General features: G+C 45.0%; 5 protein-coding genes. All 5 read left to right on the plus strand.

Annotated elements, in window-relative coordinates; translation table 11 throughout:
- The first annotated feature begins 1,388 nt into the window (after positions 1-1,388).
- The 5 genes from PMEL_RS09020 to PMEL_RS09040 all read left to right on the plus strand — a co-directional run bounded on the left by PMEL_RS09020 (position 1,389) and on the right by PMEL_RS09040 (position 18,016).
- A complete protein-coding gene (locus PMEL_RS09020) occupies positions 1,389-4,766 on the plus strand; it encodes a SusC/RagA family TonB-linked outer membrane protein (RefSeq protein WP_120174999.1) in 3,378 nt (1,125 codons plus the stop codon).
- A 149-nt stretch (positions 4,767-4,915) separates the two neighbouring features.
- Complete coding sequence (locus tag PMEL_RS09025) at positions 4,916-6,748, plus strand: SusD/RagB family nutrient-binding outer membrane lipoprotein (RefSeq protein ID WP_120175000.1); 1,833 nt, start codon at positions 4,916-4,918, stop codon at positions 6,746-6,748.
- 109 nt (positions 6,749-6,857) lie between these two features.
- The gene (locus tag PMEL_RS09030) at positions 6,858-9,896 is read left to right on the plus strand and encodes a GEVED domain-containing protein (RefSeq protein ID WP_120175001.1); all 3,039 of its coding nucleotides are present in this window, start codon (positions 6,858-6,860) and stop codon (positions 9,894-9,896) included.
- Positions 9,897-10,290: 394 nt separating this feature from the next.
- Positions 10,291-14,025, plus strand: a complete 3,735-nt coding sequence (locus tag PMEL_RS09035) for an endo-beta-N-acetylglucosaminidase (RefSeq protein WP_120175002.1) — start codon at positions 10,291-10,293, stop codon at positions 14,023-14,025.
- Positions 14,026-14,236: 211 nt separating this feature from the next.
- Complete coding sequence (locus tag PMEL_RS09040) at positions 14,237-18,016, plus strand: endo-beta-N-acetylglucosaminidase (RefSeq protein ID WP_120175003.1); 3,780 nt, start codon at positions 14,237-14,239, stop codon at positions 18,014-18,016.
- The last annotated feature ends 188 nt before the right edge of the window (positions 18,017-18,204 follow it).

Below are 18,204 nucleotides of genomic sequence, written 5' to 3' on the forward strand. Positions count from 1 at the left end.
TTATAGGCACAAACCAAGACTTCAACTCAGTTTTGAACAAGACTGTTATTGTCTACAAAGTAGATTCTTTTAACGACTTGTACCTTAATTAAACTTGATTTAGTTTACCTTTTGTTATCCAAATATCAAATATCTCAAATTGGATATAATTTTATCCGTTTGCAAAGTTAAACATTAATTTCGAAAGAAACAATAAATCTACAAAAAAGATTGAATGACATAAAGAAACATAAATAATATAAATTTTAGAACGATGAATTCCTCTAATTACACGAATCCTTTTATCCTTTGAACTTCTTGTCCTTTGTCCTTTTGAGATTAGAACATTGAAGAAACGGCATAGAGAGAAATGGAGAGTACAGAGGCTCCTTTGACGTGTGGAACATCAGAGGATATTAGCGAGTGTTATTAATTCTTTGTTCTATTTCATTACAAAATAATTGTTTGCAATATTTATAAAAACGTTTATTACCAAAGCTATCAGCAATACGGACATTACACCTCTGTCGCTCTTTGTGCCTTCGGCACCTCCGTGTTCTCCCCCTCTCTGTGTGCCTTTTATATGTAGTAGGCTTACTTTATCACTCCTTATTTCAGAAAGAGCCGTTTTTTTATATAAACCAACATTTTATTCCTTCCTCATCCGATAGTTGTAAACTATTTTCGTATCTCTCAAAACGAAAAGGGCATTAATTGTCTTTCAATTAACGCCCTTTTGGCTTGCAAAAGATGCCCTTTTGAGGTCTTAGTAACGCCCTTTTGAAGTCTTACTAAGCATCTTTTGAAAACCACTTCTGCAACTACTTGATAATAAAATGCTTACGAGAGTGTTTCTAATGCTTGTTTTTTGGTCTTTTTCCAACTTTTCTTTTCTATCTTTTTGTAAAGATTTTTAGCGTACTGGGAATAATTCGTTTAGAGTTGACTAAAAGACTTTCTCAACCAAAAGGGGTAACTCGCATTCTACTCCCCTCCCTTTACTTCCCTTCGGTCAGTGACCGTTAGTTGGGGGAGGGGCTGGGGGTGAGGCCGCTTTCTCTTCTTCTATATGTTTATAAATGTTAAATATCAATGTTAAAGTAAGTATTATTAGTAGCTTAGTTGTTTGGATTGTAGATGCCGTTTGACACAATCTTATTTACCGTGAACTGAATAGAGCATAATGAGCTGGTGTTCAGGAGTTTAGGGAAAACATAGTTTTTCTTAATAAACACCTGTGACTAAGTAGGTTAGAGCTTGAAAGGAAACAAAGAGACGTGAACAAGAAACCCCAATAGACTACACCTTATTATATATAAGTGTAAAAAGATGGAAGTTTTGGCATTACCCAATATCAGTTGAAACAAAATTAGGAAAATAAATAAATAAAAGTTTAAAACCTAAACCTGATGAGTATCTTTAAAGAAACAAAGCAGAAGCATCTGTACTTCTCGGCTGCCTTTGCTCTATCATTGGCATTGGCACCTACAGGTGTCTACGCAGGTACAAACACCAGCACTGCAGTACAGTCTGTACAGCAGAATGGTAATCACAAAGTGACCGGTCGTGTCGTTGACTCTGCCGGCGAACCGCTTATTGGTGCTACCGTCCTCGTTGAGGGTACCACTAATGGCACAGTAACGGATATTGATGGTAACTACACCCTCAATACAACCGCAAATGCGAAGCTTGTCTTCTCTTACATCGGTTATGCTGCACAGACCATCCCTGTTGGTGGTAAGGGCACAATCGATGTTACATTGAAGGAGGAAGCTAACACCATGAATGAGGTCGTTGTTACCGCCATGGGTATTATGCGTAAGGAGAAGTCTCTTACCTACGCTACCCAGCAGGTGAAGGCAGAGGACCTTATGAAGGTGCAGGATCCTAACGCTGCTAACTCTCTCGAGGGTAAGGTGGCTGGTATTACAATTACACCAAGTGCCGGTGGTGCTGGTGGTGCTTCAAAGATTGTTCTTCGTGGTAACCGCTCAATCCTCGGTAACAGTTCTCCACTTATCGTTGTTGACGGTGTGCCAATGAGTAATGGTATTCGTGGTCAGCAGGGTATGGACGCTTCGGGCTTCGGTTCAACGGGTACATCTGAGGGCTCTGACCCATTGTCATTGATCAACCCAGACGATATCGAGTCAATCAACGTCCTCAAGGGTGCTAACGCTGCTGCGCTTTACGGTTCACGTGCTGCCAATGGTGTTATCATGATTACAACAAAGAAGGGTCGTGAGGGTAAGGTTGATATCAACGTTACTTCAAACATCACCTTCGACTCTCCATTGTTGACTCCAAAGATTCAGAAGGTTTACGGTTCTACCGTTGACCCAACAACAGGTGCGTTGTCATTGAACAACTGGGGCGGTAAGATTGCAGATCGTTCAAGCAGCGACCTCATCTTGCGTTCACCATTGGATGAGCGTTGGGTAGGTTATGCAGAGGAGCAGATTGGTGTTGACGCACAGAAGAACCCAATTATGGCACGTCGTCATAACGTTTACCTCCGTAATTCAGCAGGTGACGATGTGGCTGACTTCTTCCGTACAGGTGTGACAACTAACAACTCTATCTCACTCTCTGGTGGTACTGAGATTGCACGTACATACGTTTCTTTGGCAAACAGCCACGCAACTGGTATGATGCGTAACAACTCTTACAACCGTAACTCTATCAGCTTCCGTCAGACTTATAACTTCTTCAAGCGTCTACACATTGATGCTTCGCTGAACTATACTGAGTCTAAGACAAAGAACCGTCCTGGTGGTGGTACTGTTGGTAACCCACTTTACCATCTCTACACCACACCTCAGAACATCAACATGGATTACTACCGTGATCATTACATGATTTCAGAGGGTCAGTGGCTTTCTAACCCAGGTTCTTACTATAAGTTGAATGGTTCAAACTTCGCTTGGACACAGGGTGCCCGTACTACTCTTACTGGTCCTCAGCAGGAGTGGGCGTTCCTCTCTCATCCAAACAACAACCCATATTGGTTGTTGAATATGGCTAACAGCCAGCAGAAGGAGAGCCGTCTCTTCGGTACATTGCAGGCAAACATTGACATCTATGATGGTTTGACCTTCCAGGCACGTGTTAACTATAGCCAGTTGCGTTACAAGAATCGTTCTTTGCGTTACGCTACTACCTTCCTTCCTGCTTCTATGGAGGATTACGGACGTTTCTGGGATTCAGACGAGAAGACAACTGAGTTCTATACTGACTACCTCTTGTCTTATAATAAGGCATTCGGTGACTACTCTGTATCTGCAACAGCAGGTTTCGTTGGTCACACCGTTAAGGGTGAGTCAAAGGGTACAGACGCTGTAGCTACATACTATGATCGCCTTATGCGTAAGCTGCCTACAATGGTTAACTACTTCGATACCAGTGCAGGTGGCTATGGTGTAACAAACACTGACAAGAGCTCTAACTGGGACCGCTCTTACCTCTTCACTGGTCAGGTAGGTTGGAAGGAGACAGTTTACCTCGATGCTTCTTATCGTCGTGACTGGTACCGTCCATTCCGTTACTTCAAGCAGCTCGGTAAGATTGACACTGATAACTATGGTTACTTCGGTGTTGGTGCCAACGCTATCGTTAGCCAGTTGGTTAAGTTGCCAGAGTGGTTTAACTTCTTGAAGTATCGTGTTTCTTACTCTTCTGTAGGTAACTCTATTCCTAACAAGGCATACGGTGCGATGAGCCGCAACCTCCAGACAGGTGCACTCTCTGGTAACAAGTACCTCGATTTCTCTCCAATTCCTGAGGAGACAGGTTCTTTCGAGACTGGTATCGAGTCATTGTTCTTGAACAACCGTTTGAGCTTCGACTTCACATTCTATAATACAATTGTGAAGAATCTCTACATGGAGTTGGGTTCTCTCGGTGGTAGCACTGAGTTGTTGAACTCTGCTAAGGTTCGCAACACTGGTTTCGAGACAACTATCGGTTACGACTTCAAGTTTGCTAACAAGCTTCGTTGGCGTACTTCTTACAATGTATCATACAACGATAACGAGATTCTTGAGACTGGTTATGACAAGGATGGTACATCACGTAAGTATCAGCAGACTGTAGGTGAGGCTAAGGTTATCTACCAGAAGGGTGGTTCTATTGGTGACATCTATGCAGGTGACTTCTTGCGCGATGCTAATGGTCATATCGTTCTCACTGCTAAGGGTGAGCCTACATTTGATAAGACTGGTTCTAACGACCGTTTCCTCGGTAACATGAACTCTAAGTGGCAGATGGGTTGGACCAATACCTTTAATTATAAGGAGTTCCAGCTTTCATTCCTCATCAATGGCCGTATCGGTGGTAAGGTACTCTCTTTGACAGAGGCTTACCTTGACTATATCGGTGCTTCTGAGCGTACTGCTGATGCTCGTTTGAACGCAGAGAAGAACAATATCGTAGCTACTAACTATGGTAACGTTCCAGGTATGGAACTCAACGATGGTAGCGGACGTATCGTTCCTGTTCAGACTTACTATCAGGCACTTGGTGCATCAAGCAACCCATCATCTTACCTCTACAACGGAACTAACTTCCGTCTCCGTGAGCTTTCATTGGGTTACACCTTCCGTGATGTCTTCGGTCAGAACCGTAACTTGACACTCTCATTCATCGCTCGTAACCTGTTCTTCATCTATAAGGATGCACCAACGGACCCAGACGTATCTCTGTCTACACAGAATGGTCTCGGAGCGTTTGAGAGCTTCAATATGCCATCTTCACGTTCATTCGGTTTCTCATTGAAGGCTAACTTCTAAACCAAATATCTATAGTGAAGGAAAATTAATAAAGGAAGGAAACTGAAGGGCAACGGTCCTGATGGGAATACCCACAAAACGAATGTCTTTCAGTTTCCACTCCAACATAATCAGAACTTCAATAATTAACAATCTAAAGAAATAAGACAATGAAAAGTAAGCATATAATCGTGCTCATGACGATGGCATTGCCGGCACTGGGACTTCAGTCCTGTCTCGACTATGACAACCCAGGTGATGAGTTCAACGCAACAACTAAGAATGTTGAGAAGGTGACCGCTCGTGGTGCTGTTGATAGCATTCCTTATCGTACAGCAACTGATGCTGCTGCAGCTGGCGATGCTATGACAGCTATGCAGGACCTCCTTGACGCTGGTGTTGGTGGTCAGTTCTCTATGCGTGGTGGTAAGAGAGGTGAGCACCCTGGTGCACATGCTTATCAGTACCAGTATTCTCTCGGTGTTGATAACTATGCAGAGTACACAGTTGTTCCTCACACTTTCTTCCAGTACTCTAAGATTCGTCTTGCATCTTCTTATGCAATCGACCAGAAGTGCTACGGTGGTGCTTGGGGTTCATTCACAGAGATGAAGACTGCAATGGTGCCAATCTTGAACCATTCTAAGGTAAACGCTATCCCTGAGATGAAGGCAGCTTACCTGACACTCTTCAATCAGCAGGCTGTTGAGGTAGCTGACGTTTATGGTCCTATGCCTTACCGCGAGTTGAAGACTAACCTTCAGGTAGGTCCTTATACATATAACAAGGTAGAGGATGTTTACAACGACGTTCTCGCTAACCTTGATACTGCAATCGCTTGTTTCCACTACTTCGATCAGAAGCCAGCTGCTTACAAGCAGAAGCTCGTTAACGAGTTTAAGACACGTTTCCTCGTGATGAATGAGGGTGGTGTTGCTGACGGTACAATGAAGAATTGGGCACGTTATGCAAACTCTCTTAAGCTTCGTCTTGCTATGCACCTCGTGAAGAGCGACCCTGCTCGCGCACAGAAGTTGGCTGAGGAGGCTGTTGCTGATGGCGTTATCGAGAGCGTAAGTCAGGAGGTTTCTATACGTCCAGGCGTACTCGGTTTCTCTAACCCATTGTGTGGTGTTGAGGATTGGGGTGATGCTCGTATGAGCGCAACTATGGAGATTGTTCTCAAGACCTTCGATCACCCTTGGTTGAAGTACCTCTTTGAGAAGAACTCTAACCAGATTAAGAACAACAAGACTGGTGAGATTACTAACACTGGCACACGTATCTGCGGTATTCGTACCGGTACACACCCAGGTGAGGGTCAGGGTTACGATGAGAACCAGTACATCGCTTTCAGTAAGTTGAGCGCACAGTATTTCAGCAATGCACCACTTCAGATTATGAAGTATGCAGAGGTTTGCTTCCTCCGTGCAGAGGGTGCACTCCGTGGTTGGAACATGGGTGGTTCAGCACAGCACTTCTATGAGCTCGGTATTCGCAATGCTAACTGCGAGGATCCTGAGATGAAGTCTATGGACGGTGAGAGCCCAACAGGTGCTTCTGGTGTAAACTGGTATGATGCTTGGGTTGATACTTACATGGCACAGGAGAACCCTGTAGCATACGTTTACAAGGATCCAACAGGTGACACACCTGACGCTGCTTCTCCTATCACCATCGGTGTGAAGTGGAACGACAGCGATTCACAGGAGACAAAGCTTGAGAAGATTATCACTCAGAAGTATATTGCAATTTATCCTAACGGTTTCGAGGCTTGGAACGACCTCCGTCGTACCGGCTATCCACGTAAGTTGGATGTTCTGAACATCGATGAGGCTGATGGTAGCCTCTTCCCTGGTGACATCATGCACCGTCTGCCATTCCCTGGCACACAGGACATCGCTACTAAGCAGGATGTTGACAACACTGGTATCCCAGCGTTGGGCGGTCCTGACAAGATGGCAACTCGTCTCTTCTGGGATAAGACTACATCTAACTTCTAATTGACTTAGTTTTTTTCAAAACGAAATACTTTAATCCCAGCAGCGGGGTAGCAGTTACTCTACTGCTGGGATTTAAAATACCTAACAACATTACTAAACAAACAATTATATGAATAAAAAATTTACTCTTAGTGCGTGGGTAGTAGCAGCAATGTTGTCTATGGCACCAATGGGTGTTGCAGCTCAGACAAATATGTCTCCTACAGCTTCTACGCAAATCTACGACCTTTCAAAACTTGGTGACCAGACTTTGTTGGAGAACTTTGCAAAGTTGATTGAGCAGGGTCGCAAATATCCTACAGATGCCGACCTTGAGGCATGGGGCATCAAGGACGAGGTTGAGTTTATCCGTACTCACGTGAAGAAGCGCAATATCGAATCACGTAATGACCGTCTTATTCAGGACACTTACGAGAATCGTAACCTCTTCATGAATATTCCTGGTGGTGCAGGTAAGAACCTCGGTGGTTATCCTTCAAGCACATTTGCTAACGATAACTTCTCAATGTGGAACTATACCAACCTCTTCGGTGCATGGAACTACGGTTTGTTCCAGGCTCCAGGTTCTTGGGCTGATGCTGCTCACCGTAACGGTACAAGCATCTTCGCCGGTATTAAGTTCTTCGATCATACAACAGGTGGTGCGGCTAATAGCTGGCAGAGCTTTATTATGACAAGAAATGATGATGGTTCTTTCCGCTATACACATCCAATCATCAACTGTATGCGCTTCCTCGGTTTCGATGGTATCAACTATAACTGGGAGAGCACAAGCAACTATCAGAACTCTAATAACGTTGCATTCCACAAGGAGCTTTACAAGATTGCGAAGGAAGAAGGTTTCAACGACTTCAAGATCATGTATTATACAAACAGCTCAAACTTGACTGGATGGAGTACAGGTTATATGTGGGGTCCAAACCAGAACGAGCGTATCTCTGAGGTGATGTTGAACTATTCTAATAGCGACTTCAGCTGGAATATGGATAACTCTGTAAAGGAGGCTGAAAAGACAATGGGTTCTGCTGACGGTCTATACGCTGGTGTATGGATTGTAAGTATGAATAGAAGATGGAATGGTCTTAACAGCACAGATGCTACTAAGCGTTGTGGTATCTGTCTTTGGGGTGAGCATGCTGAGAGTCGTTTCTGGAGCTATAACACTGGTGGCGACGCTATGTCTCGTATGCATAACTATCAGGAGTATCTTGAGCGTGCCTTCTCTGGTGGTAAGCGTAACCCATTGGATCGTCCTGCTATCAGCAATATAGGTAATGAGGTTGAGGCACATGGTGGTGTACCAGCATTGTCTAACTTCGCTGGTCTTGCTTCTTGGATCCCAGAGCGTACAGCTATCTCTGGCAATCTTCCTTTCGCTACCCACTTCAATACGGGTGCTGGTGAGCGTTATCACTATAAGGGAAAGAAGACAGCTGGCTCTTGGTACAATATGTCTGCACAGGACTTAGTTCCAACTTATCGTTGGATGGTTGTTCAGCCAGGTACAGAGACCGCAAGCTTTGACGTACAGCCTTCATTCACTAATGAGGATGCTTACAACGGTGGTGCAGCACTTCGCTTGAAGGGCGTTAACAACGCAACTGCTACAGACGTTGTTCTCTTTAAGACTAACCTCACTCCTTCTGCTGGTAAGGTAGTTGCTAAGGTAGCTATCAAGACTGGTAAGGCTGGTAATACAGACTCAAAACTTTCTCTCATCGTTCGCGTGAACGGTTCATGGAAGGCTTACGAATTGGGTAACACCGAGAGTGCAAGCTGGGCAGAGAAGAAGGTTGAGCTGAACGATATCGCTGTTGGTCAGAAGATCGAGCGTATCGGTTTGCGCGTTAAGAACGCTACTCCTGACTACGATGTTCTCGTTGGTAAGCTCGAGCTCAATGATGACGTGACAGCTACACCAGCAAATGTAAAGAACTTGACCGTTCAGGTGAAGGAAGAAACTAAGTCTTCTCTCTCTGTTAAGGCTATTTGGGGTATCGATAAGGAGGCTGGTAACAACCCAACTGTTTACAACGATGAGGCTAATATCGACCACTTCGAGATTCTCTATAAGAATGGTGAGAATGGTAAGGTGTCTGAGGTAGGACGTACTTCACAGTGGGCTACTTACATTCCTAACATTCAGTTCACAAGTGCTGCAGACAAACCATACATTGGTGTACGTTCAGTAAGTACTGACTTGAAGACCTATTCAAAGGTTCAGTGGATTGCTGTTCCACGTGCTGACCAGTCTCAGCTCCCTGCACAGCAGGAAGAGTCATACGGTACTGTTGAGTTGGATGAGTCTGCTGCTGGTGCAAGTATCGCACGTCAGGTACGTTATGTAAAGAGATTTATCACTGAGGGTGGTACCAAGAACATCGACTATACAGCAACAGGTCCTGCAGGCAATCAGACTAACTATGTTGATGCAACAGCTGACCACGAGTTAATCGTTGAGCAGGGCAAGACTGTCACTGTGAAACTTCAGGGTTATCAGGCTTTTGATGGTACAGATGGTAACCACGATGACCTTCGTTGGTGTATGGGTAAGGCTTGGATGGATTTCAACGGCGACAAGCAGTTTAATCCTGAGAACCTTACAGAGAATCCATCTGAGGGTGAGTGCGTAGTATTCTTTGGTAAGGTTCGTCAGGGTGTCTTGGATCAGGTATCTAAGTTGAATGAGTACACCTTCACTGTTCCTACAGATGCTAAGCCAGGTAAGAGCCGTATTCGTCTCGTATTCTGTGATGCATGGTTCCAGGGTGGTTTGACACCAACTGGTAAGTTCAATAAGGGCTTCGCTATCGACTTTGCTGTAACCATCACTGGTTCTAATCCAGCTCGTGGTGCTAAGGCTGATACCCACGATCAGGGTGTTGCTGATGAGCCAGAGTTGCTCGAGGGTGGTTCTACTAATATTGCTTCTTCTGCTGTTGGCGGTGCTTCACAGCTCACAGTTGCAGGTGGTAAGGTAGTATTCCAGAACGTTGAGCGCGCATGGGTATTCTCTACTGACGGTCAGACCGTGAAGAGCTTGGTTAATCCAAAGTCATTCAACACAAATGAGTTGCCAGCAGGTGTTTACCTCGTTAAGATGCAGAACAACAATGTTATCCGTACACAGAAAATTACAATTAAGTAATAAGTGATATCACATGAATAAGGTTATCTGGCTTGACAAAATCGAGTCGGATAACCTTGTTTTGCTTAAATAGGTAAGTTTTTCGCTGTCTATATCGAATAGTTTTCTCGCAATACGGCAACATTTGAAAGGCTATTAGGCATCAACACGGGTGGTGCTGACCATTAGCACAACACGTGCGGGGCGTTAGCACATCAGATGAAGATGGTCAGAGGAATTCATAAAGATTACGTCGTAAGGCGATAGTGAGTGACTTATGTGAGAAAGGATAGCAGACAGCACTGCTTCAAAATATTGTCCTTGGACATAACCTGCACTCTCAAAAGAGAGGAAAGCAGATATAAACGGTAATTAGATTTTCAATTATTCAATAACATTAAACCCAAAATCAATCATGAGAAGAATTCATTTACTTCTTTTCGGTTGCTGCTTGATTCCATCTACCTTGATGGCACAGGAACTCAAGAGCGACTACATTCAGTGGGGCTTTGACTCTCATCAGTTTGCAAACAAACTGAGCAGTTGGTCAAAGGCAAACCCTACAATTAATGAGGATGATAATTTCTTCATCTCTCGTGTAAGACCAAAGACACGTTTCCGTAACGTAGACACACAGGTTCGTCAGGATCTCACAGATGCTAACGACAAGAAGCTCCTTGCATGGCTCCCATGGAACGTGCCAAGCAAGAACGCTCTTCCTGATGGTGTCTTCGACTCTGAGGTGTTCTCAATGTGGCCATACGTTACTCACTGGGGTGATTGGAACTGTGGTCTCGGTCGTATTCCTGCATCGTTGCTCGACGTAGCACACAAGAATGGTGTGCCTGTTTCTTCTGTTGCTGGTATTCCTTATGGTAGCCTTAAGAGCGATTGGAGAACAACTTTGAACAACATCGCAACTTCAAATGTTCAGAATGCAGCTGCCTTCATGAACTACTTCGGTTACGATGGTCTCGGCTATAACTCTGAGTATACTGAGTTCTTTGGTGCAGGTCGTGTGACAAAAGCACTTAGAGATTTCCACGTAAACCTCAACAAGGCAATCAAGCCTTACAACCCAATTTACGAGAATCTTTGGTATGATGGTACCAACGATCAGGGTCGTATTGCTTTCGACCAGGGTCTTAACGACAATAATAAGAGTATCTTCGGTGAAGGTGGTAGCGAGGCTGCAAACCTCTTCTTCAACTATAACTGGAACGCTGATTGGTTGCTCCAGCAGTCAGTAGAGAAGGCTGAGGAAATCAATCGTAACCCATTGGATCTCTACGCTGGTATCAATATGCAGGGTGGTGAGCCAAGACACGGTTCACGTTGGACTTTGTTGAAGAATCATCGTATCTCTATCGGTCTCTGGGGTGCACACTCACAGAATATGTTCTTCGAGAGCCGTGGTGAGAAGGGTAGTGACCCAGAGACACAGCAGCGCACTTATATGTTGCGTACTGAGCGTTGGTTCTCAAGCGGTTCACGTAACCCAGTTAACTCTATTGCAATCAATAACAGCTTGAACTACAATGCTGATAACACAGACTTCGCTGGTATGTCAGCGATGATGACTGCACGTAGTTCTATGTCTTGGGATCTCGCAGTAGAGCCATTCATCACTTACTTCAACCTCGGTAACGGTAAGTTCTTCAACTACGGTGGTGTACGTCAGAACGATCGTCCTTGGGCTAACGTAGGTGTACAGGACTATTTGCCAACATGGCGTTGGTGGTTTGCAAGCAAGTTGCTCGGTCGTACCGCAGCTGATGTTCCTGCAAACGGCCTTGATGCAGAGTTCGTATGGGACGATGCTTACATGGGCGGTTCTACTGTACGTGTACACGGTTCTACCAGCAAGGAGTATCTCCACCTCTTCAAGACAAAGTATGCTTTGAAGTCTGGCGACGTTATCACTTTCCGTTATAAGGTTAAGGGTGGTAAGGCTGATGCTTCTTTGGTATTCACAACAGAGGACGCTGTAAACACTGAGAAGGCTTATCCAGTACTCGCTTCTACAGATGAGGCTGATGAGGACAAGTGGGTAGAGAAGACTATCACTGTTGATGGTTCTTTGAACGGTAAGACACTTGCACTCGTTGCTTTGAAGATGGAGAACGCTGCTGACTTGAACCTCTACCTCGGTGAGTTCTCAATCGTTCGTGGCACATTCGATGCTCCAGCAAAGCCAGTAATCGCAAAGACTGCTCTCTTGCACTCTGCGAAGAATGGTGTTGACGGTAAGATTATCTTCAATATGCCTAACTCTAAGGCATCTGGTGAGCCTTGCTACAACACAGACGTGAAGACTTCTCTCTTCAAGCTCTGGGCTAAGCAGGAAGGTAAGGAGCCAATCCTCATGGGTGTAACAACATCATGGGCAGGTATGTACTACTCAGTTCCTGTTGACGTTAAGGGTCAGGGTAAGATTAAGTTCGGTGTATCTGCAGTATCTCTCGATATGAAGAAGGAGAGTGATATCGCTTGGGGCGAGGATCATGACATCTTCACAACCTATGACTACAGCGACGAGATCAAGGCTGACAAGTCTGTTATCAAGCCAAACGAGGCATTCACAATCTCTTATGTTGACCCACGTCACGAGGCTGGTAACTGGAAGATTGAGCACAATGGTACAGCTGTAGCAAGCAGCAACAATACTACTGAAATCAAGGTTAACGGTTTGAATCAGGTTGGTTTCTACGACCTCGTTCTTACAGGTTATGTAACTGAGAATGGTACTCGCGTAAGCAAGGAGGTAAGATACTCTAACTACGTTCAGATTACTTCTGATGCAGTAGGTGCTGTTCCTCATATCAACAAGCTTACAGCTAACGACAGCGAGACTTCTATCGAGGTTGTTGCTAATAGTGAGGTAACAATGAAGTATGAGGGTAAGAAGGCTGATGGTTCTGGTTCAAGAGGTATCAAGACACTCGAGAAGCCAGTAGGCGTTAAGGTTTCTGAGCTCGGTTTGACAAATAACAACCAGCCTTGGTCACTTGCATTCTGGGTTAAGTTCAACAGCTTGTCTGGTGGTACTCAGATTGTCGATATGCGTGATCCAGGTACAGGTTGGCCACAGAACAACTGGGGTACATTCTGGTCTACATACGATCCAAGTACTGGTGTTTACGAGTTGACACTCCGTGCTAAGAACGGTGGTGGTTCTCCAGAGTACAAGCAGCGTTGGAAGGTTGACTTCATCCCAGGTGCATGGACACACTTCACATTGGCTATGGACGGTAATGGTACTAATACCAAGCCTATGCTCTATATCAATGGTAAGGAAGCTAAGGCACACAACTGGCAGATTGGTGATAGAAATGGCGAAGGCTTGTGCGAAGAGAGATTCGTTAACAATGGCTGGTGGGATGCTAACATCCTCGGTATCAGTCTTGGTCGTCACAGCACAGCTGCTATGAACGCTGTTATTGACGATGTTAAGTTCTTCAACAAGTATATCTCAGCTGCTGAGGCTGCACAGACAATGACTTCTACTTCTACTACAGAGGGTGGTTTGAAGGCTTATTGGGACTTCGAGGCTGACGCTGATGCAAGTCACTACTTCACAAGCAAGGTGGGCAATGCTAAGTTGGCTCACGGTGAGTTGAAGGTTGGTACTGGTGAAGGTGTTGCAAGTCTTGTTCCAGATGCTCCAACATACGACGCAGGTAGCGCATTCGTATCTGGTAACTATCAGGTGAAGACTACTGCAGAGTGGACAGCTAAGAAGGCTACTATCGTATCACAGAATGGTACTGATATGGCTGGTACAGCGAAGTTGAAGTATGCTAAGGCTGGCGACTATGAGGTTACATTGACCTTGACCAATGCTCACGGTTCTGACACTCGTACCTTCCAGGTAATCAAGGTGAAGGCTGATCCAACAGGTATCAACGGCACTGAGGCTGCTGACATGAAGGTTTACGCTATCGATCGTGACGTATTGTTCGACGTAGAGACACCGGGTAACTACCTCGTTCAGGTATTCTCTACTAATGGTCAGATGGTTGCAAGCAAGGCTGTTTCAGTGAATGGTGCTGAGTCTGTACGTCTCCATCTTGGTGCTCAGGGCGTTTACGTCGTGAACGTTAAGAAGGACGGTAAGACCCTCCGTACAGTGAAATTCATCTGCAAGTAAACATATCTTTAAGTGCTGGAAGGAGCTCGACTCCTTCTGGCACTTATATATTAACCTAATCTTATAGCTTATTAAAAGCATCTAAACTTTAAATACAACAAGTTACATCTAAATAGCATTATTGCTAAACAACGAAAAACAAACCTTATATGGCTATACGTGTATGGCTGTATAAACCTAAAATCATTTATAAACTAAACATTCATTTTTCATGAAAAGGATTACTTTATTTGCATCCTTGGCATTGGCAAGCTGTCTCACTGTGAGTGCACAGCGTACGCCGACACACCCATTGGACATTAAGGATGCTAAGTTTGAAAACCTGCCTAACTACCTTGAAGCGTGGTTGAAAGGCGAGATGAAGCAGCCACAGGGCGTCAGCGATATTGACGACCAGTTCTTTATCTCACGTGTTCGCCCACTTGAACGTATTAAGGATGGCGACTATCAGGTTCATTCAAATGTGAAACGCGATCGTAAGATGTGTCTGTGGACACCGCTTGACGACCCTACCGCTCAGTGGAAGGCGCTTCCTCGTTATTGCTTTGAGGGCGATAACTTCAGTTTGTGGTCATACATTGATATCCACGGAAACTGGACTTCACCTTGGATTCGTTCTACTGCAGGTCTGACTGACGTTGCTCATAAGAACGGTGTTAGCGTGGGTTGTCTGATGTCTGTTCCTGATGGAAGAACTATTTATCTAAGCCCTTGGAGACCTGATAGCTATAGTAAGATATTATATAAACTTACTCTGAATCAGAATGGTAAGTATGTTTATGCAGAGCCATTGGTTCGTATGATGAAGTTCTATGGTATCAATGGTATCGGTTTTAACTCTGAGTTCCATACTTCTGCTGATGTAATGAGACAGCTGACAGAGTTCTTTGTTGCTTGTCATAAGGAAGCAGAGAAACTCAAATGGAAGTTTGAAGTACATTGGTATGATGGTACTGGAGATGATGGTCGTATTCACTTTGATGGCGGTCTGGGCAATCACAACAAGAAGATCTTCGGTGATAAGGACAACATTGCTACCGATATGCTTTTCGCTAACTATAACTGGGGACCAAGTCATCTGAGAGGTTCTGTAAGTACAGCACAGAGTTTAGGCCGTAGCAGTTTCGACTATTATGCAGGCTTTGATATTCAAGGTCGTGGCTTGCGTCAGGCAAGTTGGAGCGCACTGTTGGATAACGATATTTCTATTGGTTTCTGGGGTGCTCACAAGCAGAGCCTTATCCACCAGAGTGCTACCGACAATGGAACATCTGACATTGCTATCCAGAAGACTTATCTGAAGAAGCAAGAGCTTATGTTTAGTGGTGGTTATAACAACCCAGCTTTGTTGCCAGCTATCAATACAGATTGTAATTTGGCTAATGCAAGCTTGAAGAACTTCCATGGTCTTGCAGCCTTCCTTACAGCGAAGTCTACTATCCAGCAGGTTCCATTCGTGTCACGCTTTAACCTTGGTAATGGTTTGAGCTTCCGCAAGGATGGTGAGGTTGTTTTCAACCACAAGTGGTATAACCTCAATACACAGGACTATATGCCAACATGGCGTTGGTGGATTACTGACCGTGCAGACCAAGTAAACACTGGTAATATCAATAGTCTTGCAAAGGCAGAACTTACCTTTGATGATGCTTACTGGGGTGGCTCATGTTTGTCAATCTCTGGTCAGACAGCATTCTCACGTGTGAAGCTCTTTAAGACGATGCTTGAGGTAAAGCCAGACTATGAGTTCTCTGTTACCTATAAGACTGTCGCAGGCATGGATTCTCATGCTAAGTTCTTTGTTGCTTTGAAGGGTAACGTGAACGTATATAAGGAGGTTGCATTGCCAGCTGTTGAGGCTGAGGGTAAGTGGAAGACCTTCACTGTAAAGGCTTCTGAACTCGGTTTGGCTGATGGTGATAAGGTAGCAATGATGGGTCTTGTTGTTGAGAATACTCCAGCTAACTATGAGTTGCGTGTTGGTGAGATGGCTCTCCGTGACAATTCAAAGGACTTTGCTACTGCCACTCCAACTATCAAGAAGGTTGAGATTCTCCGTGGTCGTTACAACGCTTGTGACTTCAAGATGCAGTATGCTTCTAAGGAAGAATCAGGTTGGGAGAAGACTTATAACGATGAGGTAGGTACATGGTATTATGAAATCTACTTCCAGCAGAAAGACCAGCCACAGCAGTTGCTTACCGCTACTACTTCTTGGGCTGCATACGTTGTGGATGCTCCAATGGTATCAGGTGCTGACAAGCGCGACTGCCGTTTCGGTGTACGTGCCGTTTCTCCTGATGGTAAGAAGGGTTCTGACATTGTTTGGTCAGAGTATAAGACTGTTGCTTACGACCAGCCATTGAGCGATGTCGTTGCTGACCGTCCTGTTATCAAGCCAAACGAGGAGTTTACACTCAAGTATCTTGATGACATGGTTCCTGCTGCTCAGTCATGGAAGTTGAAGAATGCTGTGAATGGTACTGTTGTTGCTCAGAGCGAAAGCGGTACAAGTGCTAAGTTTACTGTTCCAACAGAGGGTACATACGACCTCGTTGTTATGGATAGCAACGGCAAGGAAAGCATCATCCGTGGTAAGGTAAAGGTTACTCCAGAGGCTACAGGTGCTGTTCCTCAGATTACTGATATCACTGCTGACAAGACAACAGAGAAGGTAGGTCAGAACGTAACTTACACTTACGAGGGTCGTCTCGGTGAGGGTAAGGCGTCACGTGGTCTTGAGATTACAGACCCTAAGATGTTCCGCATCCCTGGTGATGTTCAGCAGGGTAAGTCTTATTCATACGCTCTCTGGTTCAAGGCAGACAAGTTCAGCCACGATAGTCAGGGTACAAACCTTATCAATAAGAACTCTATCCATGACAAGTGGCCACATAACAACTGGGGTGACCTTTGGGTAACTATCCGTCCAGAGTGGCAGGGTCATAGAACTAAGCACGAGGCGAATGAGGTTTCGTTCAACACAATGGGTTGGACAGCTCACGACAATCCTTACGAGGATGTGATGTCTACGGGTTACAATGTTACTCCTGGTGTATGGAACCACATCGTAGTAACTCATGATGAGGGTAATATCCAGAAGATTTACTTCAATGGTCGTATGGTAGCAAGCCACAGCTTCGCAAGCTCTAAGCGTCGTGAGGATGTTGCACAGAGCGATTCACGTATCGATGCTAACAAGGTAGCCGATATCTTCATCGGTGGTGGTGGTGTTTACAAGAGCGGCTTCAATGGTATCATTGATGAGGTTCAGGTTTGGAGCAAGCCACTCTCTGATGATGAGGTATTGCAGGCTATGAAGGGCTATAAGGAAGGTCAGGTTCCTACTGACTTGAAGGCTTACTTCACTTTCGAGGAGGCTAACGGAATGAAGTTTAAGAACCTCGGTAGTGCAGGTAGTGCTTATGATGGTTCTGTTGTTGTTGTCGCTGGTAGTGGTGGCGAGAACACCTCTGGTGCTTCTTATGTTGACCAGAAGCCTAACAACGATGTATTAGGCTTCCCTGGTGTTGTAGGTACATACGAGATTAAGACTGTTCCTACTTGGACCTTGGGCGATGGTGTTATTTCTTCATCTGCTGATAAGACAGCTGTTGTTACCTATGCTGCTCCTGGTAAGAAGAATGTAACCTTGAAGCTGAAGAACGGCTGGGGTGAAGCTGAGAAGACAGTAGAGGAAATCGTTGAGATTACCTCTGAGGCTAACGCTATCGATGCAGTCGATGCTCAGCTTGGCTTCTCTGTTTATCCTAATCCATTCGTTGAGAGCGTAAATCTTCGCTTTGCTGAAAATGGTCGTTACACTGTTAACGTGCTCGGTACTACTGGCGCACTCCTCCAGAGCAATAGCTTTGAGGCTGCACAGGGTCAGGTCGTTAATGTAGCTATCACTGGCACTAAGGGTATGTACCTCGTTCAGGTGCTTAAGAATGGTAAGGTTTACAAGACCGTGAAGGTTGTGAAGAAGTAGAAAGCCAATCACAACTGGCCGACTGGCCCCTCCCCCTTGCCCCTCCCCCATAGGGAGGGGAGTGAAATGCGAGATACCCCTATAAAAAGGGTTTGTACATTTAAGAAATCTCCTCTTGTCTGCATCCTCATGTAGGGGTATCACGCATACTACTCCCCTCCCTTTGGGGGAGGGGTTTGGGGGAGGGG

The organism is Prevotella melaninogenica (assembly GCF_003609775.1).
GTDB classification, from domain to species: Bacteria; Bacteroidota; Bacteroidia; order Bacteroidales; family Bacteroidaceae; genus Prevotella; species Prevotella melaninogenica_A.